This is a genomic window from Streptomyces sp. NPDC005898 (assembly GCF_040629635.1).
Taxonomy (GTDB): Bacteria; Actinomycetota; Actinomycetes; order Streptomycetales; family Streptomycetaceae; genus Streptomyces.
Genome location: NZ_JBEXWC010000027.1, coordinates 15,080 through 38,372 on the forward strand (window position 1 = coordinate 15,080; position 23,293 = coordinate 38,372).

Sequence of the window (23,293 nt, forward strand, 5' to 3'; positions counted from 1 at the left end):
TACAAGGAAAGCACCGTGACCCGTCTCAGCGTCGAGATGTTGGCAGCGGACCCCGTCGAGCCGATCACCTCAGCGGGCCATGCCCAGCTGGGGATCGCCGTCCTCGCGGGCATCGCCGTCATCGTCCTGCTCATCACCAAGTTCAAGCTGCACGCGTTCCTCGCGCTGACCATCGGGTCACTCGCGCTCGGGGCGTTCGCGCGCGCCCCGCTCGACAAGGCCATCGCCAGTTTCACCGCCGGCCTCGGCTCGACCGTGGCGGGCGTGGGGGTGCTCATCGCGCTCGGCGCGATCCTCGGCAAGCTGCTCGCCGACTCCGGGGGCGCGGACCAGATCGTCGACACGATCCTCGCCAAGGCGGGCGGGCGCGCGATGCCCTGGGCGATGGTCCTGATCGCCTCGGTGATCGGTCTGCCGCTCTTCTTCGAGGTCGGCATCGTGCTGCTGATCCCGGTCGTCCTGATGGTCGCCAGGCGCGGCAACTACTCGCTGATGCGGATCGGCATCCCGGCGCTGGCCGGCCTGTCCGTGATGCACGGGCTCATCCCGCCGCACCCGGGCCCGCTCGTCGCCATCGACGCGGTCAAGGCCAACCTCGGTGTCACGCTGGCCCTCGGTGTGCTCGTCGCGATCCCCACGGTGATCGTCGCGGGGCCGCTGTTCTCCAAGGTGGCGGCGCGCTGGGTGGACGTGCCCGCGCCCGAGAAGATGATCCCGCAGCGCCCCTCGGAGGACCTGGCGAAGCGTCCGGGCTTCGGCGTCACGGTCGCCACCGTGCTGCTGCCGGTCGTGCTGATGCTGGCCAAGGCGCTGGTGGACATCGTCGTCGACGACCCCGGGGCGACCGTGCAGCGGGTCTTCGACGTCATCGGCTCCCCGCTGGTGGCGCTGCTCTCGGCGGTGATCGTCGGGATGTTCACGCTGGGCCGTGCGGCCGGGTTCGGCAAGGAGCGGCTGTCGAGCACCGTCGAGAAGTCGCTCGCCCCGATCGCGGGCGTGCTGATGATCGTGGGCGCGGGCGGCGGCTTCAAGCAGACGCTCATCGACATCGGCGTGGGCCAGATGATCCTGGACTTCTCCAAGGACTGGTCGATCCCCGCGCTGCTGCTCGCCTGGCTGATCGCGGTGGCCATCCGGCTCGCGACGGGTTCGGCGACGGTCGCCACGATCTCGGCGGCGGGCCTGGCGGCGCCGCTGGCGGCGGACATGTCGACCGCGCACACGGCGCTCCTGGTGCTGGCCATCGGAGCGGGCTCGCTGTTCTTCTCGCACGTCAACGACGCGGGGTTCTGGCTGGTCAAGGAGTACTTCGGACTGGACGTCGGCCAGACGGTCAAGACGTGGTCCGTGATGGAGACGATCATCTCCGTGGTGGCGGGGGCGTTGGTCCTCCTGCTGTCCCTGGTCCTCTAGCGCGCCCTCTCCCGGGGCTTTGCCCCGCACCCGCCGGAGGGGCTGCGTCCCGCAGCCCCTCCGGCGTCTTTACGCCCCCGGTGACGAGGACGCCTTCTCCAGCTGGAACGCCTCGTTGCCGAGGCCGATCCGGGCGTGCGCCGCGGGATTCCTGGCGCGCAGGACCGCGCCGTACGCCACACCGATGACCGCCGCCAGGAAGATGATGCCGGGCAGCACCCGGCTCAGCGCCGAGTCCGGGCCCGCGCCGACGAGGACGTCGAAGTCCTTGACGGTGTAGCCCGCGATGACGAGCAGGCCCACCGCGGCGAGCGCGGAGGCGGCGATCCGCCAGGCCTGGGCGCGCGCGGCGCCGCGGCGGGCGAAGAAGACGATGACGGCGACGGACGCGGTGGCCATCAGGAGGATCACGCCGAGGGCGCCGATGTTGCCGCCCCAGGTGAACAGGTGCAGGACGGGCGCGGTCGGGTCGCCCGCCGCGCCGTCGTCCGCGGCGGCGAAGCCCGCGACGACCACGACCGACACGACGGTCTGGAGCAGTGAGCCGGTGCCGGGCGCGCCGGTCGAGGTGTTGGTGCGGCCGAACGCGGCGGGCAGCAGCCTCTCGCGGCCCATCGCGAAGGCGTAGCGGGCGACCACGTTGTGGAAGCTGAGGACGGCCGCGAACATGCCGGTCACGAACAGCACGTGCAGGACGTCGGTGAAGGTGCCGCCGAGCCGGGCCTCGGTGAGGCCGAAGAGCAGGCCCGCGCTCTGCTCCTGGGCCGCGGGGACGATCCCGGAGGGGCCCGCCGCGACGGTCAGCGCCCAGGAGCTGAGCGCGAAGAAGACGGCGACGAAGCCGACGGCGAAGAACATCACGCGGGCGACGACGACCTGGGGGCGGCTGGTCTCCTCGGCGTACACGGGGGCCTGCTCGAAGCCGGTGAAGGCCGCGATGCAGAAGCACAGGGACGTGGCGACGCCCGCGCCGGTGAGCGTCTGCGGATCGAAGGCGTGCAGCGACAGGCCCTCCTTGCCCGGGTCCGCGATGGCCGCGACGTCGAAGATGACGACGAGCGCCACCTCGACGATGAGCAGCACGCCGAGGACGCGCGCGTTGAGGTCGATCTTCAGCCAGGCGAGGACGGCGACGAGGGCGACCGTGAGCAGCGCCGGGATCCACCAGGCGACCTCGACCTCGAAGTACGTCCGGAGCAGCCCGGAGACCTCGAAGCCGAGCAGGCCGTACAGGCCCGCCTGGAGGGCGCTGTAGGCGACGAGCGCGACCATCGCCGCGCCCGCCCCCGCGGTGCCGCCGAGGCCGCGGGATATGTACGCGTAGAAGGCGCCGGCGTTGTGGACGTGCCGGCTCATCTCGGCGTACCCGAGGCTGAAGAGGGCGAGGACTACGCCGAGGACGAGGAAGAGCAGGGGCTGCCCGACGACACCCATCACGCCGTACGTGGTGGGCATGACCCCGGCGACGACCATCAGCGGGCCGGTCGCGGCGAGCACGGACAGCAGCAGGCCCGCCGTGCCGAGCCGGCCCGCGCGCAGCGCGCGTTCCTGCCCCTTGTACGTGCTGATGACGCCGCCCGTCGGCTCCTCGACGGATCTGATGCCGCTCGTGCTCGAACTGCCCGTCGCCATGGCGCGGTCGTCCTTTCCGGAGGTGTGGGTTCTCAGGCCGATCCGAGCGCGGTGGCGCGCGCGGCGGTGAACGCTTCGTACGGGTCCCGGTCCGGGTAGGCCCAGGGGGCCGGGGTGGCGTGCCGTCCGATGCGGTGGAAGAGCACCGCGGCCTCGGCCGCCCTGCCCTCGCAGGACTTCGCGTGGGCGAGGAAGTTGAGGTCGATGTGGCAGCGCGGATGGGGGAGCCCGTCGGGGGTCTCCCACTCCAGCCACCAGTCGAAGGCGGCCTTCATGACGCCCCGGGCGCGGCGCCCGGTCCAGTGCCCGCTCGTCACGGGGTCGGTGGGCTCCATGCCGGCGGTGGCGAGGACGCGGTAGCGCTCGGCGTGCGCGACGACGGGCAGGACGGCCAGCGGCGAGTCGGCGGGGGCCTGTTCGGCCGCCCAGGAGGCGAAGTCGTAGACCTCGTGCAGCGGGTCCTGGCCCGCGCCGGGCCGCCGCTCGGCGAGCCGGGCGACCATCAGGTGGTGGGCGTGGTGGTGCTCGGGGTGGCGGAGGCGGACCTCGTCGAAGAGACGTACGACGTCCTCCTCGCGGCCCAGCGAGCGTTCGAGCAGGAGCAGCGCGAGCCAGGGCGTCGGGTCGGCGGGGACCTCGGCGGCCGCCTCGCGGCACAGTTCACGCACCTTGTCCGAGCGCTCCTTGCCGCGCAGCGCCTTGTGGACGGCGGCGAAGGCGTGCAGCAGCCGCGCGTCACAGCTCTCGGGCTCCACGAGCCGCCAGTCGCGGGCCCAGGCGGCCGTGGTGGGTTCCTGCCCGAGGACGTCGAAGCGGTGCCCCCTGCGGTCCCAGTCGTCGCCGGTCGCGGCGAGCAGCGCGCGGACCTCGATCCAGCGTCCCTGGGCCAATGCCGCGCGGGCGGCGGTCAGTTCGACGTCGTCGAGTGCGGCGTCGAAGGCGTGCGCCGCGGCCCTCTTGCGGGAACGGCCCAGTGGGGGTGGGGGTGGTGACACCGCGGGACTTCCTCCCCGGCGCGGTTCGCTTACGGATGATCACGCACAGCAAACCGGTAGGCACCAGTCCGCGTCAAGGGCAGCCTAACCTTCGTTCCCGGCCAACTCCGCTCACCTTCCGTCGACTTCGCCCCTCACCTGCGGCAACAGCCCTTGGCAAAGAGCTTCTCAACTCACCGGGGCTTCTCAACTCACCGGGCTTCGCAACTCGCCGGGCTTCTCAACTCACCGCGCGCGCCGCCGCGCGGCCCGCCGTGCGGCCGGAGAAGAGGCAGCCGCCGAGGAAGGTGCCTTCGAGCGAGCGGTAGCCGTGCACTCCCCCGCCGCCGAAACCGGCGGCCTCCCCGGCCGCGTACACCCCGGGCAGCGGTTCGCCGCCCTCGGTCAGGACGCGGGAGGACAGGTCGGTCTCCAGACCGCCGAGGGTCTTGCGGGTGAGGATGTTGAGGCGTACGGCGATCAGCGGGCCGGCCTTCGGATCGAGGACGCGGTGCGGGGCGGCGGCCCGGATGAGGCGGTCGCCGAGGAACTTGCGGGCGCCCCTGATGGCCGTGACCTGGAGGTCCTTGGTGAAGGGGTTGGCGATCTCGCGGTCGCGCGCGGTGAGGGTGCGGCGCAGCACGGCCTCGTCGATGAGCGGCTCCTTGGTGAGCGCGTTCATGCCGCGCACCAGCGCGCCGAGGTCCCTCTCCACCACGAAGTCGACGCCGTGGTCCATGAACGCCTTGACGGGGCCCGGCACTTCGGAGCGCGCCCGGTCGATGACGCCGCGCACCGACTTGCCGGTCAGGTCGGGGTTCTGCTCGGAGCCGCTGAGCGTGAACTCCTTGCCGATGATCCGCTGGTTGAGCACGAACCACGTGTAGTCGTACCCGGTGCTCATGATCTGGTGCAGCGTGCCGAGGGTGTCGAAGCCGGGGAAGAGCGGGACCGGCAGGCGCTCGCCGCGCGCGTCCAGCCACAGGGACGAGGGGCCGGGCAGGATGCGGATGCCGTGGCGCTCCCAGATGGGGTTCCAGTTCTGGATGCCCTCGGTGTAGTGCCACATGCGGTCGCGGTTGATGAGGCGCGCCCCGGCGTCCTCGGCGATGCCGAGCATCTTGCCGTCCACGTGCGCGGGCACCCCGGAGATCATCTTCTCGGGCGGGGTGCCGAGCCGTTCGGGCCAGTTGGCGCGGACGAGGTCGTGGTTGCCGCCGATGCCGCCCGAGGTGACCACGACCGCCTGGGCCCGCAGCTCGAAGGTCCCCGACACCTCGCGGCTGCTGGCCCTGCCGCGCTCGACGCCGGAGGGTTCGAGGACCTCGCCGGTGACGGTGTCGACGGCGCCCGCGCTGCGCGTGAGCCCGGTGACGCGGTGGCGGAACCGCAGCTCGACCAGGCCGCGCGCGACCCCGGCACGCACCCGCCGCACGAAGGGCGCGAGCAGCCCGGGTCCCGTCCCCCAGGTGATGTGGAAGCGGGGCACGGAGTTGCCGTGGCCCTGCGCGTCGTAGCCGCCGCGCTCGGCCCAGCCGACGACCGGGAAGAAGCGCACGCCCTGCCCGTGCAGCCAGGACCGCTTCTCGCCGGCCGCGAAGTCGACGTACGCCTCGGCCCACTTGCGCGGCCAGTGGTCCTCCGGGCGGTCGAAGGCGGCGGTGCCCAGCCAGTCCTGGAGGGCCAGCGCGTGGGAGTCCTTGATCCGCAGCCGCCGCTGTTCGGGCGAGTCGACGAAGAAGAGGCCGCCGAAGGACCAGTGCGCCTGGCCGCCGATGGACTGCTCGGGCTCCTGGTCCACGAGGATGACCCGGCGGCCCGCGTCGACCAGCTCCGCGGTCGCCGCGAGACCCGCGAGTCCCGCCCCGATCACGATCACGTCTGCGTCGTACGCCATAGGGGTCGTCCTCCTCGACAGGGCCCGCGAAGTTACCGGTGGGTCAGATCCTGGGCAGCGGCGGGGCCGCACGTCAACCGGCTGAGCGGGGGAAGTTGCGGACGTCGGGAGCCGGTGGGGTTGGATGGCCCGTATGACGGCATCCAGCGACTCCCCGCCCGACCCCCGCGACGAGATCCTGACCGTCGTCGACGCCGACGACCAGGTGATCGGTGCGGCCCCGCGCGGCGAGGTGTACGCGCGTGGGCTGCGCCACCGCTGCGTGTTCATCCGGGCGCGCGACGCCGAGGGCCGGGTCTTCGTGCACCGCCGCACCGCGACGAAGCTGGTCTACCCCTCCCTGTACGACATGTTCGTGGGCGGGGTGGTCGGTGCCGGCGAGTCCTGCGACGACGCCGCGCTGCGCGAGGCGCGGGAGGAGCTGGGGGTCCGGGAGCTGCCGCGGCCGACGCCGCTGTTCACGTTCCTCTTCGACGACGGCGCGGGCAGGTCGTGGTGGGCGTACCTCTACGACGTGCGCTGCGACCTGCCGGTGAATCCGCAGGTCGAAGAGGTGGCCTGGCACGCCTTCCTCACCGCGGAGGAGCTGGAGCGGCGGCTGGCGGAGTGGGAGTGGGTGCCGGACGGGCTCGCCGCCCATCACCGGCTGAGGGCCTTCCTCGCGAGCTGATCGCCGGCGCTTATGGTGCGGCCGTGAGCAATTTCCTGTGGAGTCTGCGGCTGTGGTTCGCGCCCGAGCGTGTCCGCGAGGAGGGCGACACCCCCGACTACCGCTTCTCGCTCGCCAACGAACGCACCTTCCTGGCCTGGCTGCGCACCGCGCTCGCGCTGATCGGCGGCGGTTTCGCGGTGGACCAGTTCCTGCCGGACCTGCGCCGGGGCTGGCGGATCGGCCTCGCGCTCGCGCTGCTCGCCGCGGGCGTGCTGTGCTCGCTGCGGGCCGTCGACCACTGGGTGCGGTGCGAGCGGGCCATGCGGCGCGGCGAGGACCTGCCCGCCGGGCGGTTCCCGACGGTCCTGAGCCTCGCGGTGGCGCTGGTCGCCCTGGCGATGGTGGTGGTCGTGCTCTTCGGGTGGGAGGGGTGAGCGGCCGGGCGCCTGGGCCGGCCCACGCGCCGGTGCGTGATCCCGGGCTCCAGCCGGAGCGCACCCGGCTGGCGTGGCGGCGTACGACGTTGTCCTGCACGGTCGCGGCGGTCCTGGCCGCCCGCGCGGTCCTCCAGCAGGGGCGCACGCCGACCGGCGTCCTGGCCGGCGTCCTGTGTCTGCTGCTCTGGCTCGGCTTCCTGGCGGTCGCGCACCACAGGATGCTGGCGCTGGCCGCCCACCGGCCCCGACCGCTCGGCGTACGCGGGGCCAGGGCGGCGGCCCTGTGCACGCTCGCGCTCGCCGTGTGCGCGGCGGCCCTGGTGCTCTGACCGGCGTCCACCGGCCCGGCCGCCCGGGGCCCCGGCCGCCCGGGGCCCGTCCGGGGGAGCCTCAGTCGCCCGGGGCCACCCGTACGACGATCTTGCCGCGAGTGCGGCCCTGTTCGCTCAGGCGGTGGGCGTCGGCCGCCTCTTCCAGGGGGAACGCCTTGTCGACGTGGACCGTCACCACGCCCCGCTCCGCCAGCTCCGTCAGGCGGCGCAGGTCGGCCGCGTCGGGGCGCACGAAGCAGTAGCGGCCGCCGAGGCCGATGACGGCGCCGTCCGCGATGGACGCCAGCCGCCCGCCGGGGGCGAGGAGTTCGGCGGACGCCTTGAGCGTGTCACCGCCGATGGTGTCGAAGACCGCGTCGACGCCCTTCGGGGCGAGGCCGCGAACCCGGTCCGCGAGTCCGTCTCCGTAGGTCACCGGCTCCGCGCCCAGCTCGCGCAGGTAGTCGTGGTTGCGTTCGCTGGCCGTGCCGATGACCCGGGCGCCCGCGTGCGCGGCGAGCTGCACGGCGAGGGAGCCGACGCCGCCGGCCGCCGCGTGCACCAGGACGGTGTCGCCGTCCTTGACGTCCAGCGCGTCGGTGAGCACCTGGTAGGCGGTGAGCCCGGCGAGCGGCAGGCCCGCCGCCTCCTCGAAGGTGAGATTGCGCGGCTTGGGGGCGAGGGTGCGCACGGGGGCGGCGACGTACTCGGCGAAGGTGCCGCGGGAGAGGAAGTCCTCGCGGACGTAGCCGATCACCTCGTCGCCGACGGCGAACTCCGGGACGGCGGCGCCCGGCCGCACCACCACCCCGGACACGTCCCAGCCGGGGATCACGGGGAAGACGGCGTCCAGCGCGCCGTCGAGGTGGCCCTGGCGGCACTTCCAGTCGACGGGGTTCACGGCCGCGGCCCGCACCTTCACCAGGACGGAGTCGGGGCCCAGCTTGGGGTCGGGCACCTCGGTGTACTCCAGGACTTCGGGCCCGCCGTAGCCGCGGTAGCTGATCGCCTTCATGGGTCCGCCTTCGTGGGGTCGCTTTCAAGGGACACCCGCACGGGTCACCAGCGCGGAGGTCGGGGAAACATCGACCAGACTGACATACCGCAATAAAAGGGGCACAGGCGGCTAGCCTGAGAGGGTCAGCCCTCCCGTGAGCCACAGAAGGTGCGCGTCATGACCACGCTCCACCACGACCACCCGGTGCACGACCACATCCACGGCCCGGCCTGCGGCCACCCCGAGGTGCCGCACGGCGACCACGTCGACTACGCGCACGACGGACACCTGCACCGGCGCCACACCGACCACTACGACGAGTGCGAGCCGGCCGGCCACGTCGCCCACCGGGACCACGAGCACCGGCACGGCGACGGCTGCGGCCACGCCTCCGTGCTGCACGGCGACCACGTCGACTACCTGCACGACGGGCACCGGCACGCGGCCCACGAGGGCCACTGGGACGACCACTGAACCACCGCCGGTGTCCGGCGCCCGCCCCGCCACGGGCCGGCGCCGGGCGCCGGGGCGCCTGACGCTCTGGACGGCATACCGACTGGTCGGCATCATGGGGTGGCACGCCACCACCACGCCGATCAGGAGCGAAGATGAGCGCAGACCACCCGCCGGACCTCGACCTCGACCAGTTGCGTGCCCATCTCGACCGGGAGCGGCCGGGCCTGGTCGGCGGGCCGCTCACCGCCCGGCTGATCGAGGGCGGCAGGTCCAACCTCACGTACGCCGTGACCGACGGCACCGGGCGCTGGGTCGTGCGGCGGCCGCCGCTCGGCCATGTGCTGGCCACCGCGCACGACATGAAGCGCGAGCACCGGGTGATCGAGGCCCTGCACCCGACGGAGGTGCCGGTGCCCGCGCCGGTCCTGCTCTGCGCGGACGAGAGCGTCATCGGGGCGCCGTTCTACGTCATGGAGCACGTGGACGGGACGCCGTACCGCACCGCCGAGGAGCTGGCGCCGCTCGGCCCCGAACGCACCCGCGCCGCCGTGCTCGGCCTCCTCGACACCCTCGTCGATCTGCACGCCGTGGACCCCGAGGCGGTCGGCCTCGGCGACTTCGGGCGGCCCGAGGGGTTCCTGGACCGGCAGCTGCGCCGCTGGGGCAAGCAGCTCGACGCCTCCCGCGACCGCGACCTGCCCGGCGTCGACGAGCTGCACGCGGCGCTCGGGCGCGCCCTGCCCGCCTCACCCCCGGCGACGGTCGTGCACGGCGACTACCGCCTGGACAACGTCCTGATCGGCCCGGACGACCGGATCCGGGCCGTCCTCGACTGGGAGATGTCCACCCTCGGCGATCCGCTCACCGACCTCGGCCTGCTGGTGATGTACAGCGCGAGGCTGGAGGTGCCCGACTCCCCCGTCAGCACCACGGCGGGCGCGCCCGGCCACCCGGACCCCGCCGAGCTGATCGAGCGGTACGCCGCGCGCTCGGGGCGCGACGTCTCCGCCATCTCCTGGTACACGGCCTTCGCGTGGTTCAAGCTCGCCGTGATCCTGGAGGGCATCCACTACCGCTACACGCTCGGCCGGACGGTCGGCGCGGGCTTCGACCGGATCGGCGAACTGGTGCCCGTCTTCATCGACCACGGGCTCGCCACCCTCCAGGAAGGCTGACCGACCATGGACTTCGCATTCGACGCCCGCACCGAGGAGCTGCGCGCGAAGCTGCTCGCCTTCATGGACGAGCACGTGTATCCGGCCGAGGCCGTCGCCGAGGAGCAGCGCGCGGCGCTCGCCTCGCCGTGGGACACGCCCGCCGTCGTGGAGGAGTTGAAGGCCGAGGCCCGCAGGCAGGGCCTGTGGAACCTGTTCCTGCCCGACGCGGAACACGGCGCCGGGCTCACCAATCTCCAGTACGCGCCGCTCGCCGAGATCACCGGCCGCTCCCCGCAGTTGGCGCCCACCGCGCTGAACTGCGCGGCCCCCGACACCGGCAACATGGAGGTGCTCGCGCAGTTCGGCACCGAGGAGCACAAGAAGCGCTGGCTCGGGCCGCTGCTGGCCGGGGAGATCCGCTCGGCGTTCGCGATGACCGAGCCGGATGTGGCCTCCTCCGACGCCACGAACATCACCACGCTCATCGAGCGGGACGGCGACGACTACGTCATCACGGGCCGCAAGTGGTACATCTCCGGGGCGATGAACCCCCACTGCCAGGTCTTCATCGTGATGGGCAAGACCGACCCGGACGGCGCCGACATCCGCCGCCAGCAGTCGATGGTCCTCGTCCCGCGCGACGCCCCGGGCCTCGAAGTGCGGCGCGCCATGCGGGTGTACGGGTACGAGGACCACTACCACGGCGGTCACGCGGAGGTCGTCTTCGACCGGGTGCGCGTCCCCGTCTCGCACCTGATCGGCGAGGAGGGCGGCGGTTTCGCCATCGCCCAGGCCCGGCTCGGCCCCGGCCGCATCCACCACTGCATGCGCCTGATCGGCATGGCCGAGCGTGCCATCGAGCTGATGTGCCGGCGCGCGGCGACGCGGACGGCCTTCGGCAAGCCGCTGGCCCAGCAGGGCGTCGTACAGGAGTGGATCGCGGACGCGCGGGTCGCGGTGGAGCAGCTGCGGCTGCTCGTCCTGAAGACGGCCTGGCTGATGGACACCGTCGGCAACAAGGGCGCGCACACGGAGATCCAGGCCATCAAGATCGCGACGCCCCGGGCCGTGGTGGACATCCTCGACCGGGCCGTGCAGGTGCACGGCGCGGGCGGGGTCGGTCAGGACTTCCCGCTGGCGGAGCTGTGGGCCGCCGCGCGGACGCTGCGCCTGGCCGACGGGCCCGACGAGGTGCACCAGCGCTCGCTCGCCCGGCGGGAGCTCAAGCGGCACCTCTGACGGCGGGGCGGCCGGGCCTCACGGCCGCAGCGCCCGCAGCAGGAGGTCGGCCAGGTGGTCGGCCACCTGGCGCGGGCTCAGGGGGCCCTCGGGGCGGTACCAGGTGGACAGGTGGTGGACGGAGCCGAAGTGGTAGTCCACCACCAGGTCCGCCGGGGTCGCCGTGGAGAAGACGCCGCTGTCCTGACCCTCCTCGATCAGGGCCCGGAAGCGCTCGTGGTAGCGGCGCCGCTCGGCGCGCACCTGCTTGTTCTTCTCGGGGCCGAGGTGGTGCATGGAGCGGAAGAAGATCGAGGCGTCGTCGAGGTTGTCGATCGTGGTGACGACGACGTCGGCGGCGGCGTCGCGGACCCGGCGCTCGACGGGGGCGTCCGCGTCCGCGATGGCGTCCAGGCGCTCCTGCTGGACGCGGAGCATGCGGGCGTAGACCTCGTGCAGGAGGTCGTCCTTGGAGCCGAAGTAGTGGTAGAGCGCGCCCTTGGTGACACCGGCCGCCTCCACGATCTCCTGCACCGAGGTGCGGTCGTAGCCCTGGTCGGCGAAGAGCCGGGTGGCGGCGGCCAGCAGCCGCTGCGGGACGGGCGTGCCGTCACCGTCCGTTGTCCTGGCCACTGCCGCCACCTGCCTTTCGTGTCACTGACTGTCCTGTGCGCGGTCGCGCAGTTCCCGCCGGAGGATCTTCCCACTTGTGGTCTTCGGCAGTTCCGGCAGGATCTCGACCTCGCGCGGGTATTTGTACGCGGCGAGCCGCTGGGCGCAGTACGCGCTCAGCTCCGCGGCGCCGGTCCCGCTGCCGGGGCGCAGGCTGACGTACGCCTTGACGCTCTCGCCCCGGTAGCTGTCGGGCACCCCGACGACGGCCGCCTCGCGCACGGCCGGGTGCGTGTACAGGACGTCCTCGACCTCGCGGGGCCACACCTTGAAGCCGGAGGCGTTGATCATGTCCTTCTTGCGGTCGACGACGTAGAGCCAGCCGGCCGGGTCCATGAAGCCGATGTCGCCGGTGCGCAGTTCGCCGTCGGGGAAGGTGGCGGCGGTGGCCTCGGGCAGCTTCCAGTAGCCCGGCACCACCTGGGGTCCGCGTACGACGATCTCGCCGTGTTCCCCGAAAGGGACCTCCTGGCCGTGTTCGTCCAGGATGCGTACGACCGTCTCGGGTCCCGGGACGCCGACGGCGAGGGTGCCCGAGAACGGGTCGACGGGTGCCTCCTGTCCCGGCGGCACGGAGGCGCAGGGCGCGGTGCACTCGGTGAGGCCGTAGCCGTTGTGGAGGTAGGGCCCGAAGGCCGTGCGGAACTTCTCCACGAGGGCCGGGGGCAGCGGCGCGCCACCCGAGGAGATCAGCGTGAAGGAGTCGAAGTGGGCGCGGGTGGCCGCGGGGTGGGCGGCGAGCGCCATGAAGGCCGTGGACGGGCCGACGGTGTAGGCGGGGCGGTGCTCGGCGAAGGCGTCGAGGACCGCCCCGGCCTCGAAGCGGTAGGTGAGCGCGAGGGTGCCCGCGTTGGTGACGCAGCCCGCGAGCTGCACGACCATGCCGGTGATGTGGAAGAGCGGCGCGAGCGCGAAGTAGCAGGCGCCTTCGGGGATGCCGGAGCCCGCGCGCTGGCGTGCCGCGTTGTAGGTGATGTTGCCGTGGGTGTTCATGGCGCCCTTGGGGGTGCCGCTGGTGCCGGAGGTGTAGCTGATGAGGGCCACGTCGTGGGGGCCGGGCGCGCGGTCGGCGGGAGCGGGGTGGCCCTGGCGGGCGACCGCCACCAGGTCGTCGGCGTCGGCGGCCACGGGCAGCCGCTCGAAGTCGAGGACGCGCGGGTCGTTCCTGCTCTGGAGGTCCAGCTCGCAGGCGGTGAGCACGATGCGCACCGGCGAGTGCGCCGCCGTGTCGCGCAGATACGTCTCCCAGGCCCGGTCCGCGCAGATCAGCGCGGTCACCTCCGCGTCGGCGAGGACGTGGGCGACCTCCGCCGACTTGTACATGGGGTTGACGGGCACCACCGTCGCGCCGGCCTTCCAGGCGCCGAGGAGCGCGAGGACGAAGTGCGGGGTGTTCTGCAGCAGAATCGCCACGCGGTCGCCGCGGGCGAGTCCGCGCGCCGCCAGGTGTCCGGCGACGGAGTCGCTGAGGGCGTCGGTCTCGCGGTAGCTCAGGCGGCCGTCGAAGTAGGCGAGGGCGGTGTGTTCGGGGCTCCGCGCGACGGCGTCACGGAAGGCGTGCACCATGGAGGCGGCCGGGGTGACGGGACCGCGCTGGGCGTCGTTCAGACGGGCGAGCCAGGGCTTGGCCGCGTAGATCGAGCCGTTCGGGGGCGGGGACGTGCTCACGCCTGGGTCGCCTCCCACTTCTGCTGGAGGTGGTTCATGCCGGTCAGCCACTTGTCGGGGGTGGCGGCGCGGGCCTCGTAGTACGCGGCGACCTCGGGGTGCGGGAGGATCAGGAAGCGGTCCTCGGCCATGCCCGCGAAGAGCGCGGCGGCGACGTCCTCCGGTTCGATGGCGGTGGGGGCGAGCACGAGGTCGCCCGCGGTGCCGGTGGCGGCGAGCATGTCGGTGCGCACGCCCTGCGGGCAGATCGCGTGGACCTTGAGGCCGCGGTGGCGGTAGGTGAGCGAGAGCCACTCCGCGAAGGCGTACGCGCCGTGCTTGGTGACGCTGTAGGGGGCGGCGCCGATCATGGTGAGCAGGCCGGCCGCGGAGACGGTGGAGACGAAGCGGCCGGTGCCGCGGGCCAGCCAGCCGGGCAGCAGGGTGTGCGCCGCCCGTACGTGCGCCATGACGTTGACGTCCCAGGCCGCCGCCCAGACCTCCTCGGGAGCGGCCTCGCTGCCGCCGGAGCCGAGCCCGGCGTTGGCGCAGTACACGTCGACCGTGCCGCCGAGCGCCTCGACGGCCCGCTCCACGACGACCGAGGCGTCCCCGGGGACGGCGGTGCCGCCCACCTCGTCGGCGACGGCCCGCGCCTTGTCGCCGTCCAGGTCGTTGACGACGACGCGCGCTCCCTCGGCGGCGAAGCGCCGGGCGAGCGCGGCTCCGATGCCGCCTCCGGCGCCGGTGACGACAACTCCCTTGTCCCGCAGGGTCTCCACGACCGGTCTCCTTAGGCGTCGGGCCGGCCACGCTCGCGCGGCCTGTCTGTGGCAGCAGACTAACCAGTCGGTATGTGGTGAGGGAAGAGGGCCGGACCGGGGGCGGACCGACGGTGGATTCCCTCGTCCGGGGCCATGGGTCTCACGCTCCGAGACACAGGCGTCCCGGGTATTGACTGCCTCCTACATCCACCAAGAGAGTGCCGCTCGTGCACAGCGAAGCGACAGCGAACCAGCGGCAGCCGGCCCCCCGGGCGCAGGACGGCGACGACGAGGACCGCGAGCGCGGGGAGGGCGGAGAGGGCGGGGCCGTGGAGGCCGGGGAGGTCACCCCGGAGAGTCTGCGCCGGGTGGCCGTGGCCTCGTTCATCGGGACGGCCATCGAGTTCTACGACTTCTACATCTACGGCACGGCGGCCGCCCTCGTCCTCGACCAGGCGTTCTTCCCCACCCTGGACCCGGTCAACGCCACGCTCGCGTCGTTCTCCACCTACGCGGTCGCGTTCGCGGCGCGGCCCATCGGATCGGTGATCTTCGGGCACTTCGGCGACCGGGTGGGCCGCAAGTCCGTGCTGGTGGCCTCGCTGCTCCTGATGGGCCTGTCCACCGCCCTGGTCGGCCTCCTGCCCGGCTACGGCACATGGGGCGTCTGGGCCCCGCTGCTGCTCATCCTGCTCCGCTTCCTCCAGGGCATCGGCCTCGGCGGCGAGTGGGGCGGCGCGGCGCTGCTCGCGGTGGAGCACGCGCCGCGCGGGAAGCGGGGCCTGTACGCCGCTTTCCCGCAACTGGGGCCGTCCGTCGGCTTCTCCGCGGCGACCGGCGTCTTCTGGCTGCTGTCGGCCACCCTGTCCGACGAGGCGTTCCGCGGCTGGGGCTGGCGGGTGCCGTTCCTGCTCTCCTTCCTGCTCGTCGGCGTCGGCCTGTTCGTGCGGCTGCGGATCAGCGAGACGCCCGTCTTCGCGAAGGCCGTGCGGGCCCAGGAGGCCAGCAAGGCGCCCGCGCTGGACGTGCTGCGCCGGCATCCGCGCGAACTGCTGCTCGGCGCCGGGGGCATGGTCGTCGCGTACGGCCTCTTCTACACGGCCACGACGTACTGCCTCTCCTACGCCACCGGCGCCCTGCGCGTCCCCCGCGACACCATGCTGGGCCTGTCCCTGGCGGCCTGCCTGTTCCTCGCGGCCGGGACCTGGTTCGCCGCGACGCGCTCCGACGGCGCCGGGCGGCGCCGGCTGGTCCTCGCGGGCACGGGGCTCGCGGCGGTGTGGGGGCTCGTGCTCTTCCCGCTCCTGGACACCGGGCGGCCGGTGCTCATCGCGCTGGCGCTGGGCGGCGCGCTGTTCTGCATGGGGGTGGTCTACGGCCCGATGGGCGCCTACCTGCCGGAGCTGTTCGCCGCGAACGTACGCTACTCGGGCGCCTCGCTCGCCTACAACCTGGGCGGTGTGCTCGGCGGCGCGGTCTCGCCGCTGGTCGCGACGCGGCTGCAGGCGGCGTTCGGCTCCTCCGCCGTGGGCTGGTACGTGAGCGCGATGGCCGTGGTGTCACTGGCGTGCGTCCTCGCGCTCCCCGAGACGCGGGAGCGGGAACTGGCCTGAGCGTGCGCCCCCGTCGCGGGCGCGCAGACTCTGGTCAGGCGGGCCCGGCGGCAGGACCATACCGGCGTGGAACCCTACTGGGAACTGACCTTCGACGCCGACGGCGACGTCGACACCGAGCAGCGTGCGCGGCTGCTGGAGGGCGCGGAACGCGAACGCGTCACCGATCTGCTGGTCTTCGCGCACGGCTGGAACAACGACAAGAAGGACGCCCGCAGGCTCTGCCGGCGCTTCTTCGCCCCCTGCCGGGCGCTGGCGGGGGCGGGGGTGCGGCTCGGCCACGTCGGGGTGCTGTGGCCCGCCATCCGCTTCCCCGACGAGTCGATCCCCGACTTCGACCCCTCGGCCGCGCCCGTTGCGCCGAGCGGCGCCCCGCTGCTCGACACGGCCACCCGGCAGGCGCTCGACCGCGCCTTCCCCGGGCGCGGCCCGACGCTCGACCGGATCGGCGAGCTGCTCGCGGAGCGCTCCGACGTGCCCTCGCGCGTCTATGAGTTCGGGCGGCTCGTGCGGGAGCTGGTCTCGCTGCGCGAGACGAGCCCGGCCCGGCACCTCGGCGAGGACACCGGGGCGGGCGAACCCGCGATGCTCACCGACGACGCGGTCCAGGTATGCGAGGTGTTCGCCGCGGCCCGCGCGGACCCCGGCCGGCCCCTGCTCCTCGGCACCCTGCGCGAGCGGGTGTGGGACGGCGCCCACGAGCTGCTGCGGCAGGGCAGCTACTACGCGATGAAGCGGCGGGCGGGCGCGGTCGGCCAGCTGGGCCTCGGCCCCGCGATCGGCCTGCTCGCCGCCGACGTCTCCGGCATCAGGGTGCATCTGATCGGGCACAGCTTCGGTGCCCGGCTCGTGGCGTACGCACTGCGCGGCATGCCCGCCGACGTGCGCGCGGTGAAGTCGGTGACGCTGCTCCAAGGGGCGTTCTCGCACTACGCGTTCGCCGAACGGCTGCCGCACGACCGCTCCCGCGGCGGCGCCCTGCACGGCGTGCAGCACCGCGTCGACGGCCCCCTGCTCGCCTGCTACTCGCGCCACGACGACGCCCTGGGGCGCCTGTACCCCTTGGCGTCGAAGCTGGCCGGGGACTCCTCCGGTTTCCTGCACGTGTTCGAGCGGTGGGGCGCCGTCGGCCACGACGGCATCCGGGCCGTGGCGGGGGCCGAGCGGGTGAGGCTGGGCGAGCGGCTGCCCGCCCGGGGGTGTGTGAGCGTGGACGCGGCCTCGGTGGTGCGGCGCGGCGGGCCGCCCGCCGGCGCCCACAGCGATGTGTGCCACGAGGAGCTGGCACGTGCCGTGTTCGCCGCCGGGCGGATCGCTCTCGCCTGAGCCCGCCGTCTGGCGGTCCGGGGCCGCCCCCGGCTACTCGCGGTGCCGGGGGAATTCGACGACCTGCTGGTACGTCGGGCGGTTCTGCCACTGCACGGGCCGGTGCGTGATGCCGCCGAGCGCGCGGTGGATGATCGCGTCGGCGCACCACTGGTCGCCGGCCCGGCACGCGTCGTCGCCGGGGTAGACCTCGGTGGCGGGCTTGGCGACGGCCTGCGCGAGGGTGGCCAGCAGGGTGTCGCGGCAGGCGTCGAGCACGCCGTCACCGCAGTAGGTGTGGGCCAGGGCGCCCTTGACCGGCTCGCCGAGGACCGCGCGCAGGTCCTTGTCGGCGTAGCCCCACCAGCCGTACTGGAAGGCCGAACCGGCGTGCCCCCCGGTGGGCCCGTGCCCCGCCGAGGGCGCCTCGTCGGTGCTCAGCTGCGCGGTCAGCGCGTCGTACAGGTCCGTGCCGAGGCCCGGCTTGAACTGCGCCTCGACCAGCAGCGGCCACCAGGCGTCCATGACGCGCACGGCGTCGGGATGGGCGTACGCCTTGGAGTCCGCCGCCGTCTGGTTGCGCTGCGCGCCGGCCTTGCGCCAGGCCTCCAACTGCTCGACGGCCTCGCTCAGTCGCGGGTCGGTGACCGGCTTGCTCCGTACGACCTTCAGCAGTTCGGGCAGCACCTGCTCGCCGCGCAGATCGGTGACGGCCGCCTCCGACATCGCCCGGGTGAGCGAGGCACGGGTGACACCGCCCTGCTCGGTGAGCTTCTTGACCCGTCCGTCGAGCAGGTCTCCCCGGTGCACCGCGCTCAGGCCGAAGCCGGCCGCGGCGAAGTCCTTGGCCTGCTTGTTGTTCCAGGAGATGTAGTAGTCCTGGTTCACGGACTGGGGGTGCGCGGCGGGCGGCGTCTGCGCTGAGGTGTTGTCCTCCGGGTCGAAATCGCGCCATTCGTAGGCCTGTTGGGCGCTGATCGGCAGCGCGGGGTCGACGCTGTCGGCCCGCTCGGGGTTGGCGCCGCTGTTGTAGTACGCGATGTCGCGCGAGTCGGCGTAGAACCAGTTGAAGGCGTAGCTGATGTGCTGGGCCGCCTTCTTGAAGGTCGTGGCGTCCTTGACGTACGAGGGGTCGTTGAGCATCTGGAAGCCGATGATCGAGTCGGCCTCGTGGCGGTAGGTGGAGCGCAGCGAGACGTAGGCGACCGGCTTGCCGTCGACGCTCGCGCGGTGCGTGACGACGCCGTACTTGGTGCGCAGGACCTGAAGGCGGTAGGAGCCGGCGGCCGTGGAGTCGGCCAGGGTCGGCTTCCAGGCGTTGGTGCGCTCCAGCTTCTCCATGGGGGTGCAGGTGCCCCGGTACAGATAGCCTGCGGACTGCTTGGTGGGTGTGCCGCCGCCCGGCTCGCACAGTTCCACGGCGTAGGTGTCGGTGATGTCCTGCCCGGCGGAGGTCGCCGACCAGGCGTAGTCCTGGCCGCGCCCGAGCTGGACGTACATCCCGACGCCCGCGAAGGAGACGCCCCGGGCGCTGATGCCCGGCCCCTGGAGTTCCTGCTGCATGAGCAGCTGGGGCGCGAAGTAACCGGTCTGGGGGCCGAAGACGGCGACGGGGTGGCCGCTCGCGGTGTGCTCGCCGGAGACGAGCAGGGCGTTCGACATGCCTTTCTTGCGGCCGTCCCGCCGGAACAGGTCGGCGGGCAGGACGCCCTGGTCGTACATGCCCTGGAGCGGCTTGAGTCTCGCGGGCGCCCGCACCGGGTCCTTGGCGCCGCTCCTCGCGCCGCCCCGGCGGTCGTACACGAGTGGCTCGCGCTCGACCGATCCCGGGTCGGGCAGGGCGGTGCCGCGCGCCTTGTCCGGTTTGCCGGCGTAGGGGAAGCTCGTGCCGTCGTGGATGGTCTGGACGGCCTCGGGGTCGTTGCGGGCGCGGAAGGACTCCCAGACCTTCGTGCCCTTCTCGACGCCGTACTTCTCCTGGGACTTCAGCAGGGAGAGCGCGGATTCGACCTCGCCACCCCCGCCGTTGCCGAAGAGCCCGCCGACCACGGAGGCCAGCGCGATCATGTCGGTGATCTTGAAGGGCTCGATCTCGCCGGCGTTGGTGATCGCGTCGATCTTGCCGGTCAGGACGTACTCGCCGGGGAAGTAGCGGCCGTTCTTGGCCTTCACGCGGTAGGCGTTGAGCCCGTCGACGTAGGCCTGCGCGTCCGCCATGGCCTGCCTGCCGCGCTCGCCCTGGGTCGTCCTGATGTACTCGACCTGTTTCTCCAGGTCCTGCTCGGTGTACGGGGCCTGCGGCCAGAACTGCTGCTCCAGGCCCTGGTTGGCGGGCGCGCCGCCCGCGAACGGGGTGAGCTGTCCGCGGCCTATGTGCCGGAAGAGGTCGATCAGCCAGAGCCGGTCCTGCCCGGCGGCGAAGCCGGCGCCGAACTCGGTGCCGTAGCGGGTGGCGCCCTTGATGTGCGGGATGCCGTACTTCTTGTCCCGGGTGATCGTCACGTCGTCGCGCGGCCTGGTCACCGAGGCCACCTGGCCCTCGCCCACCCCGAAGGAGGCGTCGTCGAAGAACTCGGTGAGCCGGTCGTCGGTGAGCGAGGGGTATCCGGTGGAGAGCGCGTCGTAGGGGCCCAACTGGTCGTCGGCGTGGGCGGGCCGGGTGCCCAGGAGGCGGTGGGCGAGGATCTCGGCGAGCGTCGCGCCGCCGTTGGCGCCGGGCGGCAGGATGTCCGCGCACTGGCCCGCGCAGTAGTCGGCGCCCTCCTCGGCGGCGGCCTCCCGGGGTGCGGCGCCCGCGCCCGCCGGGGGCGTGAGCAGGCAGGCGCCGAGCGCGAGCGCCGCCCCCGCCGTGAGCGTTCTGAGTCTGACGGTGCGTCCTCGCATGGCTGCTCCTCCGGGTCCCGCGGAAGGCCGATGCGGCGGAGGTTACTGTCGGGCCCGCGAAGTCGAAAGATGAACAAGCGTCGCCTTTTCTAAATCACCACAACGCGCCCCCTTCCAGGACGCATCAGCGCTGCCGGGGCGGGCAGGCGAAAAGCGGTCGCCTCGAAAGGGAGCCGAATCGGGTGTCGATACGTCTACTCGGCGACGACGTCCCGGTTTCTGCCCGACCGCGACGCCACGGACACGGAACACGGGGTACAGGTACGAGAGCGCGTATACGGAGGTGCAGGGCGATGGCCGGATTCCGGAGTCTCGCGAGACAGGTACGTGACCCGCAGAGCGATCTGGCACTGCGGCGCTATTCGCTGCGCAAGTGCCTGGAGAGGTTCGCCCCCTACGGACACCGGGCGACCTGGGACCACTTGTGCGCCCGAGCGGGCTTCGGGCCCGAGGACAGGTCACCCGACCCGGCGCGCCTGGTGGCCGCGCTGAACGAGCTGGAGGCGGCGCGGGCCGTCTGGCTCGCCTACGAGGCGGACTTCGCCGAGCGCCGCCGCAAGGAGAAGCACGACGGGCTCAGGCGCCCGGGCACCGAGGACGACTGGCACCGCCGCACCTGGGGCGGCTGCGGCGTCGCCTGGTGCGACGACCCGTACGTCCATCCCCGCGCCCCCCTCGCCGAGGTGCTGCGGCGGCTGATCGCGGCGCTGGAGCGGGAGCCGGGCGCGTCCTGCCCCGTCTGCGGGGACACCTCCCTGGTGTGGAAGCGGGGCCTGGCGCACAAGCCGTCGGCGGGCGCGGTCTGCACGGGCTGCGGCATCGTCGTCCCGGCCCCCGTGCTCACGCCGGACGCGGTGGCCAGGGCCCGGGCCCGCAGTCTGCGGCCGCTGGTGTCGGTGTGAGCCGGGGGCGCCGCCGAGCGCGACGTCGGCGGTGCCCGGCGAGGAAAGGTGCCGTCAGGGTGTGATGACGTCCGTGTGGATGGCGAGCTTGAACTGGGCGTGTGCCAGCGGTGTGGCGAGCCTCGCGTCTCCCACGCCGCGCGCCGAGATCTTCAGACCGAGCGGCGTCCCGGGGTGCACGAACATCTGCCAGACGCAGGATCTGAACTGGCTGCCCCGGGTGGGCGCGGAGTCGGTCGTCGCCGTGGAGTCGTAGCCGGTCGCGATGTTCAGCGGGTCGCGGACGAAGCGCGTGCGGTACTCGGTGCAGTCGCCGTCCGGCTGCCAGAAGACCATGGCGGAGAGCACGCCCCAGCCGTCGTGGCTCGGCCAGATCAGCCCGGAGCGGGCCTTGGGGAAGCGCGTGGGACCGGCGCCGCCCTTGACCGGGTCGTGCATGTGCCAGGGGTCGTACGACTCCTCGTCCGCCCCGTACGGGAAGCGCACGAGGTGGTACCCGTCACTGTCGTACGCGATGGACTGCGGCCCGTGCTGTGCGGCGTCCCACTTCAACGAGCAGACGGCGACGGACATCGGCCCTCCCCCTGAGTGATGCGGCGTGGTGCCCCTGCCTTCACTTGTACTCCTTCGCCACCCGCGGCACTACGTCCCGGGACGGCCCTCCGCCATCAGGCGGGAGCCGGTGAGGCGCTCGCCGAAGACGTCGTCGGGGTTGGAGAGCACGCAGGTCTCCAGGGACAGGCAGCCGCAGCCGATGCAGTCGCTGAGATGGTCGCGCAGCCGGCCCAACTGCTTGATGCGCTCCTCCAGTTCCGTGCGCCAGTGCTCGGACAGGCGCGCCCAGTCCTCGCGGTTGGGCGTGCGCTCCTCGGGCAGCGAGTCGAGGGCCTCGCGGATCGTGGCGAGCGGGATGCCGACGCGCTGGGAGGCGCGGATGAAGGCGACGCGGCGCAGGGTGTCGCGGTGGTAGCGGCGCTGGTTGCCGGAGGTGCGGCGGCTGCTGATGAGGCCCTTGGACTCGTAGAAGTGCAGGGCGGAGACGGCGGCGCCGCTGCGGGCCGACAGCTGGCCGACCGTGAGTTCATGGACCTTTTCCGGGATCTGGGGCACCCCTCGAACCCTAATGGCTGGTCCGTTGACACGCGTCGGCCCACCCCGCATGCTGAGCAAGCGCTTAGTCCGCGCATGACGCACACGTCTAGGAGGCCAGGGACATGGCGGAGCCGAGGATCTTCACGTCGGCCGAGGAACTGCGGGCCGGAGTCGGCGAACAGCTGGGGCACAGCGACTGGCTGGAGATCGACCAGAAGCGGATCGACCTCTTCGCCGACGCCACGGGCGATCACCAGTGGATCCACGTGGACCCCGAGAAGGCCGCCGCGGGCCCCTTCGGGACGACCATCGCCCACGGCTACCTGACCCTGTCGCTGCTGCCGAGCCTGGTCCCGCAGATCATGCGGGTCGAAGGCATGCGGATGGGCATCAACTACGGCACCGAGAAGGTCCGTTTCCCCTCGCCCGTGCCGGTCGGCTCGCGGCTTCGGGCGAGCGCCGTGCTCACGGACGTGACGCCCACGAAGGACGGCGGCGTGCAGGTGAGCGCCCGGGTGACCGTGGAGCGCGAGGGCGCCGACAAGCCCGCGTGCGTGGCGGAGTCGGTCTCGCGCTACTACTTCTGAGCCCGCTCGGGGCGGGCGCCCACCATCCGCAGCACGAGGTCGGCGTAGAGCGCGCCGACCTCGTCGGGCGTGCGGCGCCCGGCCACGTTGAACCAGCGGGCCACGTCGATGCAGAGCGAGAGCACGGCGAGCGTGGTGCCGGGCACGTCCGGCACGTCGAACTCGCCGGCGCGCACCCCGTCCTCGATGATCTCCCGCACCGCCGCGTCCGTCCGCCGACGCAGCGCGACGATCTCCGTGCGGTGCTCCTCGCCGAGGGCGTCCAGCTCGTACTGCACGACGCGCGCGGTCGTGTGGTGGGCGGCGTGCCAGCCGACGAAGGAGCGCACGGCCGCCGCGAGCCGGTCGGCCGGGCCGCCCTCGCCGTCCGCCGCGGTGCGCAGGATGGCCAGGGCCTTGTCGTGGCCGATCCTGCTGATGCGGTGGAGCAGCTCTTCCTTCGTCTTGTAGTGGATGTAGAGCGCGGCGGGGCTCATGCCGGCGCGGCCGGCGATGTCGCGGGTCGTCGTGGCGTGGTAGCCGCGCTCGGCGAAGGCCTCGACGGCGGCGATCAGCAGCCGCCTGGCCGCGTCGGGGCTGACCTCGCCCCACGGCTGCTCCTGACCGCCGGTCTCCTCCGCCGCACTCATGCCCACTCCTTAGCCGTTCGGGAGGGACACCATACCCCCGGCGGTGAGCAAGCGC

General features: G+C 72.9%; 22 protein-coding genes. 11 read left to right on the forward strand and 11 right to left on the reverse strand.

Going from position 1 to position 23,293, the window contains the following annotated elements:
* Window positions 1-15 precede the first annotated feature (15 nt).
* Window positions 16-1,413 carry a gluconate:H+ symporter gene (locus ABZ385_RS28135; protein WP_358696327.1) on the forward strand — a complete coding sequence of 466 codons (1,398 nt, stop codon included), beginning with the start codon at window positions 16-18 and terminating at the stop codon, window positions 1,411-1,413.
* Window positions 1,414-1,482: 69 nt separating this feature from the next.
* Here ABZ385_RS28135 and ABZ385_RS28140 read toward each other — a convergent pair whose 3' ends face one another.
* The 3 genes from ABZ385_RS28140 to ABZ385_RS28150 form a co-directional block, all read right to left on the reverse strand.
* Complete coding sequence (locus ABZ385_RS28140) at window positions 1,483-3,045, reverse strand: APC family permease (RefSeq protein ID WP_358913691.1); 1,563 nt, start codon at window positions 3,043-3,045, stop codon at window positions 1,483-1,485.
* Between the two features lie 32 nt (window positions 3,046-3,077).
* The gene (locus ABZ385_RS28145) at window positions 3,078-4,040 is read right to left on the reverse strand and encodes a hypothetical protein (RefSeq protein WP_358581188.1); all 963 of its coding nucleotides are present in this window, start codon (window positions 4,038-4,040) and stop codon (window positions 3,078-3,080) included.
* A gap of 220 nt (window positions 4,041-4,260) precedes the next feature.
* Window positions 4,261-5,916 carry an FAD-binding dehydrogenase gene (locus tag ABZ385_RS28150; RefSeq protein ID WP_358581186.1) on the reverse strand — a complete coding sequence of 552 codons (1,656 nt, stop codon included), beginning with the start codon at window positions 5,914-5,916 and terminating at the stop codon, window positions 4,261-4,263.
* A 133-nt stretch (window positions 5,917-6,049) separates the two neighbouring features.
* Here ABZ385_RS28150 and ABZ385_RS28155 point away from each other — a divergent pair, with 133 nt between their 5' ends.
* From ABZ385_RS28155 to ABZ385_RS28165, 3 genes are read left to right on the forward strand one after another with little or no spacing between them, the layout of a single operon-like run.
* Window positions 6,050-6,586: an NUDIX domain-containing protein gene (locus ABZ385_RS28155; RefSeq protein ID WP_358581184.1), complete on the forward strand. Its 537-nt coding sequence runs from the start codon at window positions 6,050-6,052 to the stop codon at window positions 6,584-6,586.
* 23 nt (window positions 6,587-6,609) lie between these two features.
* On the forward strand, window positions 6,610-7,002 hold the full coding sequence (locus tag ABZ385_RS28160; protein WP_358581182.1) for a DUF202 domain-containing protein: 393 nt from the start codon (window positions 6,610-6,612) through the stop codon (window positions 7,000-7,002).
* A gap of 32 nt (window positions 7,003-7,034) precedes the next feature.
* Window positions 7,035-7,334, forward strand: coding sequence for a DUF202 domain-containing protein (locus ABZ385_RS28165; RefSeq protein WP_358581179.1), 300 nt, complete (start codon window positions 7,035-7,037; stop codon window positions 7,332-7,334).
* 61 nt (window positions 7,335-7,395) lie between these two features.
* Here ABZ385_RS28165 and ABZ385_RS28170 read toward each other — a convergent pair whose 3' ends face one another.
* A complete protein-coding gene (locus ABZ385_RS28170; protein ID WP_358913692.1) occupies window positions 7,396-8,331 on the reverse strand; it encodes an NADP-dependent oxidoreductase in 936 nt (311 codons plus the stop codon).
* Between the two features lie 159 nt (window positions 8,332-8,490).
* On the opposite strand from ABZ385_RS28170, the gene ABZ385_RS28175 reads away from it, so the two are divergent.
* The 3 genes from ABZ385_RS28175 to ABZ385_RS28185 all read left to right on the forward strand — a co-directional run bounded on the left by ABZ385_RS28175 (window position 8,491) and on the right by ABZ385_RS28185 (window position 11,165).
* On the forward strand, window positions 8,491-8,787 hold the full coding sequence (locus ABZ385_RS28175; RefSeq protein ID WP_358581174.1) for a hypothetical protein: 297 nt from the start codon (window positions 8,491-8,493) through the stop codon (window positions 8,785-8,787).
* 134 nt (window positions 8,788-8,921) lie between these two features.
* On the forward strand, window positions 8,922-9,944 hold the full coding sequence (locus tag ABZ385_RS28180) for a phosphotransferase family protein (protein WP_358913693.1): 1,023 nt from the start codon (window positions 8,922-8,924) through the stop codon (window positions 9,942-9,944).
* A 6-nt stretch (window positions 9,945-9,950) separates the two neighbouring features.
* The gene (locus tag ABZ385_RS28185; RefSeq protein WP_358913694.1) at window positions 9,951-11,165 is read left to right on the forward strand and encodes an acyl-CoA dehydrogenase family protein; all 1,215 of its coding nucleotides are present in this window, start codon (window positions 9,951-9,953) and stop codon (window positions 11,163-11,165) included.
* An 18-nt stretch (window positions 11,166-11,183) separates the two neighbouring features.
* Here the strand turns inward: ABZ385_RS28185 and ABZ385_RS28190 are convergent, their stop codons facing one another.
* Genes ABZ385_RS28190 through ABZ385_RS28200 form a run of 3 tightly spaced genes read right to left on the reverse strand, consistent with a single transcriptional unit; the run spans window position 11,184 to window position 14,245 of the window.
* Entirely contained in the window at window positions 11,184-11,777 is a 594-nt protein-coding gene (locus tag ABZ385_RS28190; RefSeq protein ID WP_358913695.1) for a TetR/AcrR family transcriptional regulator, read from the reverse strand.
* Between the two features lie 21 nt (window positions 11,778-11,798).
* The gene (locus ABZ385_RS28195) at window positions 11,799-13,484 is read right to left on the reverse strand and encodes an AMP-binding protein (RefSeq protein WP_358913696.1); all 1,686 of its coding nucleotides are present in this window, start codon (window positions 13,482-13,484) and stop codon (window positions 11,799-11,801) included.
* The gene (locus ABZ385_RS28200) at window positions 13,481-14,245 is read right to left on the reverse strand and encodes an SDR family oxidoreductase (protein WP_358913697.1); all 765 of its coding nucleotides are present in this window, start codon (window positions 14,243-14,245) and stop codon (window positions 13,481-13,483) included. The genes ABZ385_RS28195 and ABZ385_RS28200 overlap by 4 nt, the downstream gene beginning before the upstream one ends.
* A 311-nt stretch (window positions 14,246-14,556) precedes the next feature.
* Here ABZ385_RS28200 and ABZ385_RS28205 point away from each other — a divergent pair, with 311 nt between their 5' ends.
* Window positions 14,557-15,840, forward strand: a complete 1,284-nt coding sequence (locus ABZ385_RS28205) for an MFS transporter (protein WP_358913729.1) — start codon at window positions 14,557-14,559, stop codon at window positions 15,838-15,840.
* 66 nt (window positions 15,841-15,906) lie between these two features.
* Complete coding sequence (locus ABZ385_RS28210; protein ID WP_358913698.1) at window positions 15,907-17,166, forward strand: serine-threonine protein kinase; 1,260 nt, start codon at window positions 15,907-15,909, stop codon at window positions 17,164-17,166.
* A 33-nt stretch (window positions 17,167-17,199) separates the two neighbouring features.
* On the opposite strand, the gene ABZ385_RS28215 is transcribed toward ABZ385_RS28210, so the two are convergent.
* Entirely contained in the window at window positions 17,200-20,028 is a 2,829-nt protein-coding gene (locus ABZ385_RS28215) for a penicillin acylase family protein (RefSeq protein ID WP_358913699.1), read from the reverse strand.
* A gap of 293 nt (window positions 20,029-20,321) precedes the next feature.
* On the opposite strand from ABZ385_RS28215, the gene ABZ385_RS28220 reads away from it, so the two are divergent.
* Window positions 20,322-20,930 carry a hypothetical protein gene (locus tag ABZ385_RS28220; protein WP_358698806.1) on the forward strand — a complete coding sequence of 203 codons (609 nt, stop codon included), beginning with the start codon at window positions 20,322-20,324 and terminating at the stop codon, window positions 20,928-20,930.
* Window positions 20,931-20,984: 54 nt separating this feature from the next.
* Here the strand turns inward: ABZ385_RS28220 and ABZ385_RS28225 are convergent, their stop codons facing one another.
* Entirely contained in the window at window positions 20,985-21,503 is a 519-nt protein-coding gene (locus ABZ385_RS28225) for a hypothetical protein (protein ID WP_358581151.1), read from the reverse strand.
* Between the two features lie 69 nt (window positions 21,504-21,572).
* Window positions 21,573-22,040, reverse strand: coding sequence for a redox-sensitive transcriptional activator SoxR (gene soxR, locus ABZ385_RS28230; RefSeq protein ID WP_358581148.1), 468 nt, complete (start codon window positions 22,038-22,040; stop codon window positions 21,573-21,575).
* Between the two features lie 104 nt (window positions 22,041-22,144).
* On the opposite strand from soxR, the gene ABZ385_RS28235 reads away from it, so the two are divergent.
* Window positions 22,145-22,609, forward strand: coding sequence for a MaoC family dehydratase (locus ABZ385_RS28235; RefSeq protein ID WP_358581145.1), 465 nt, complete (start codon window positions 22,145-22,147; stop codon window positions 22,607-22,609).
* On the opposite strand, the gene ABZ385_RS28240 is transcribed toward ABZ385_RS28235, so the two are convergent.
* Window positions 22,600-23,238, reverse strand: coding sequence for a TetR/AcrR family transcriptional regulator (locus tag ABZ385_RS28240; protein ID WP_358581142.1), 639 nt, complete (start codon window positions 23,236-23,238; stop codon window positions 22,600-22,602). The two genes, ABZ385_RS28235 and ABZ385_RS28240, sit on opposite strands and share 10 nt — an antisense overlap.
* Between the last annotated feature and the right edge of the window lie 55 nt (window positions 23,239-23,293).